Raw genomic sequence first — 3,361 nt, 5'->3', positions numbered from 1 at the left:
GGCGTTTGATGCGCGGGGCTCGGGGCGGCGCCCCGGGGTTCCCGGCTGCGCCGGACCAGCCGGGCGGCGTACCAGCGGGGCTACCACGCGGCGGGGTCGCCCGCATCCACGGCGAACACGGACCCGTCGGGCGCGGTCGCGAAAACTCGCCCGGCGGCGGCGACCGGCGCCGGCAACGTCGCCGTGAAGGCACCGGTGCCCCGCCCGGCCGCCGCCCCCATCCGCGGCGGAGTCTGCCCGACCAGCCGCCCGGCCGCGCCGTCCACCGCGAGCAGCCGCCCGTCGACCGCGGCCAGGTACACCCGCCGGTCCCCGCCGAGCACCGGCCGCGAGGCCGCCGTGACCCCGGTCTGCAGCCGCCATTCCTCGCGCTGCGTGCCCACCGCCGCCAACGCGCCCGACACCCCGAACACGTACGCCGTGCCGTCGGGGCCCACGGCCGCCTGGGCCTGGAGCAGCGGGGCGGACAGGGGTACCGACCGCACCGCCCGCGAGCCGAGGTCCACCCGCAGCACCGACCGGGCCATCGCCCCGGCGTCGTTCTCCAGCAGGAACAGCCCGCCGCCGGCCACGCCGACCGGCTCCGCCAAGCCCGCGGTCCGGGCCAGCGCGCGCACCGCACCCGTGAGGGGGTCGACCTCCGAGACCTGGGTGGACTTCCCGTCGGCCGCGGGCGTGGCCACGTACAGGGCGGGGGCCGCACCCGGCTGCGCCGCCGTCGTCGGTGTTTCCCCGGCGGACCACATCGAGCCGACCCCACCGAGCTGCTTGGTCCACTGCGCGACCCCGCTCGCCGCGTCCACGGAGATCGCCTTGCCGTCGGGCAGCGTGATCACCACCCGCGGGCCGGCCGGCAGGACCCGCGACCCGGGGAGCAGCACCCGCTTCCACCGCTCCGCCCCGGTCGCCGGGTCCAGTGCCCGCAGGGTGTGGCCGCCGGCCGAGGTGGTGAGGACGAGCCCGCCGTCGTGCAGCGGGGCGGCGGTCTCGACGGTGCCGGGAGAGGCCTGGACGGACCACACGACCGAGCCGTCGGCGGGGTCCAGCCGGGCCGCGGCCAGCCCGTGTCCCGAGCAGTACAGGGTTCCCTCCGCCCAGGAGCAGGCGGACGGCGCGGTCCCGGCCGGCCCGGCGGTCCCGGTCCCGGGCCCGACCAGCACCCGCGACCAGGGCGCGAATGCCTTCTGCGCGCCCGCGGCCGACGGCGTGTCGCCGCCCGCCCTCTGCTGCGTGCCGTCGCCGCCGCGGAGGTACCAGCCGCCGCCCACCGCCCCGCCGGCCAGGAGCAGCCCGGCCGCGGCGGCGGCCATGACCCGCGCCCGCCGCCGGCCGCGGCCCGCCGGCCCCGGGGCGGTCCCGGCGACCGCGGCGGCCGCGGCGAGCTCGGCGGGCGGCCGGGCCCGCTGGTGCGTCGGCTCCTCGGCGCGGCGCCGCGCCGCGTCCGTCCCGGCGGGGGAGGTGGGGCGCCGGGGCTGCGGCACGAAGGTCCGGGTGTCCTCGCCGGTCGGGTACGCGAGGGCTCGCATCGCCGAGATCAGGGCGTCGGCGGTGGGCCGGTCGTCGGGGTCCTTCGACAGGCAGCGGGCGATCAACGGCGCGAGCTGCGGCGGCAGCCCGGTCAGATCGGGTTCGCCGTGCACCACCTGGTACGCGACGAGGTAGTGGCTGTCGGAGTCGAAGGGGCCCCGCCCGGTGGCCGCGTGCACGAGGACGGCGCCGAGCGCGAACACGTCGGCGGCACTGCCGACCTCCCGCGGCCGCTGGAACTGCTCGGGCGCCATGAAGGGCGGGGTCCCGATCAGCTTCCCGGTCTCGGTGCGCAGGTCGCTGTCGGCGGGCCGGGAGATGCCGAAGTCGATGACGCGCACCCCGTCGGGGGCCATCAGCACGTTGCTCGGCTTCAGGTCGCGGTGGACGACCCCGACCCGGTGGATGTCGCGCAGGGCCTCCGCGAGTCCGGCTGCGAGCCGGGTCAGTTCGGCGGGGTCCAGCACCCTTTCCCGTACGCGTTCGGCGAGGGTGGGGGCGTCGATGAAGAGGGTGGCCATCCAGGGCCGCTCGGCGTCGGGGTCGGCGTCGACGACGGGCGCGGTGAAGGCGCCGCTGACCCGCCGGGCGGCGGCGACCTCCTGGCGGAACCGGGCGCGGAACTCGGGGTCGACCGCGTGCTGGGGGTGCACGATCTTGACGGCGAGTTTCAGCCCGGAGCCGGACGTGGCCAGGTGGACGATGCCCATGCCGCCGGACCCGAGCACGGATTCGAGCCGGTACTGGCCGGCGTATTCCGGAAAGCCAACGTAGTCCGCGTGCAGCGACTGCACTGCTCACCACCCCCGCCGGAGCCTAGTCGATGTCCCGTGTGAATCCCCAAGGGCCTGCTAACCTGCGCGAGTTGTTCACAGCAGTGCCAAAAGGGGGGAGTTTTCACATGTCCGCAGAGAACGAATCCAGCCAAATCGAGGCCCTCGACTCGGGGTCCGGATTCCAGACCTTCCCGGTTGCGCCGGGCCACCGGGTGAACGTCCGCAGCGGTCCCGGCACCGGCTACTCGATCGTCAGGGTCCTCCCGTACGGCGCGTCCGTGACGATCCGCTGCCAGACGGACGGCGAGACGGTCAGCGGCCCGTACGGCACCACCCGTATCTGGGACTGCGTCGGCAACGGCGAGTTCGTCTCCGACGCGTACGTCAGGACGGGCAGCGACGGCTACGTCGCCTCCCCCTGCGGCTGACACGGCAACAGGGGGTGCCGCGGCCCGGTCCGTCCGACGGCGTCTGACACGTGAGACGCACCGGGCCGTCCGCCGCCGGCGGTGGATAATCGCCGGTGTGAGCGACGAACAGCAGCAGACCCCCGCCGAGACGCCCGCGGCCCCGCCCGCCGGGCCGCAGCCGGAGCCGATCCCGTTCTTCGGCACCACGTGGGTCGAGCACGACGGCGGCTACGCCGTGCGCCGCGCCGCCGCCGGCTTCGGCTCGCTCGTCGCGGCCTTCGCCGCCGCCTACCTGCTGCGCTTCGCGTACGAGGGGCTGGAGATCGGCAAGGTCGGCTCGTTCCTCAGCATCTCCGTCGTCATCCTCTTCGCGATCGCCAGCGCGATCGCGTTCCTCAAGACGTGGGAGTCCTTCGGCCGCCGCCCGTTCCCCTCCTCGGACGAGGCCTCGCTCAAGGGCCTGAAGATGATCGGTTTCATCGGCTCCCTCATCGCGTACTTCCTGCGCTGCTTCCACGAGGCCCCCGGCGAGAAGCTCCGCCGCGCCGAGTACGAGCGCGCCCTCGCCGAGTACGAGCGCCGCCGCCGCTCCCGTACGGGCAACCCGGCCGCGCGCCGCCCCAAGCGCAAGAAGTAGCCCGCCCCCGG

General features: G+C 75.7%; 3 protein-coding genes. 2 read left to right on the top strand and 1 reads right to left on the bottom strand.

Annotated features, from left to right (window positions below; genetic code table 11):
- Window positions 1-80: 80 nt before the first annotated feature.
- Window positions 81-2,321 carry a protein kinase gene (locus HYE82_RS35215; protein ID WP_309144557.1) on the bottom strand — a complete coding sequence of 747 codons (2,241 nt, stop codon included), beginning with the start codon at window positions 2,319-2,321 and terminating at the stop codon, window positions 81-83.
- A gap of 107 nt (window positions 2,322-2,428) precedes the next feature.
- Here HYE82_RS35215 and HYE82_RS35210 point away from each other — a divergent pair, with 107 nt between their 5' ends.
- Window positions 2,429-2,731 carry an SH3 domain-containing protein gene (locus tag HYE82_RS35210; RefSeq protein WP_179178298.1) on the top strand — a complete coding sequence of 101 codons (303 nt, stop codon included), beginning with the start codon at window positions 2,429-2,431 and terminating at the stop codon, window positions 2,729-2,731.
- A 97-nt stretch (window positions 2,732-2,828) separates the two neighbouring features.
- Window positions 2,829-3,350 (top strand): hypothetical protein, encoded by a 522-nt coding sequence (locus tag HYE82_RS35205; protein ID WP_179178297.1) that lies wholly within the window; start codon window positions 2,829-2,831, stop codon window positions 3,348-3,350.
- Window positions 3,351-3,361: the final 11 nt, after the last annotated feature.

It is taken from the genome of Streptomyces sp. BR123 (assembly GCF_013401435.1).
Lineage (GTDB): Bacteria > Actinomycetota > Actinomycetes > Streptomycetales > Streptomycetaceae > Streptomyces.
The sequence above is the reverse complement of the archived record's forward strand: the minus strand, read 5'-3'. Positions and strand labels throughout refer to the sequence as shown.

Excerpts from the sequence above, each read along its gene's own strand:
- HYE82_RS35210 (WP_179178298.1), top strand. The coding sequence starts at position 2,429 with ATGTCCGCAGAGAACGAATCCAGCCAAATCGAGGCCCTCGACTCGGGG.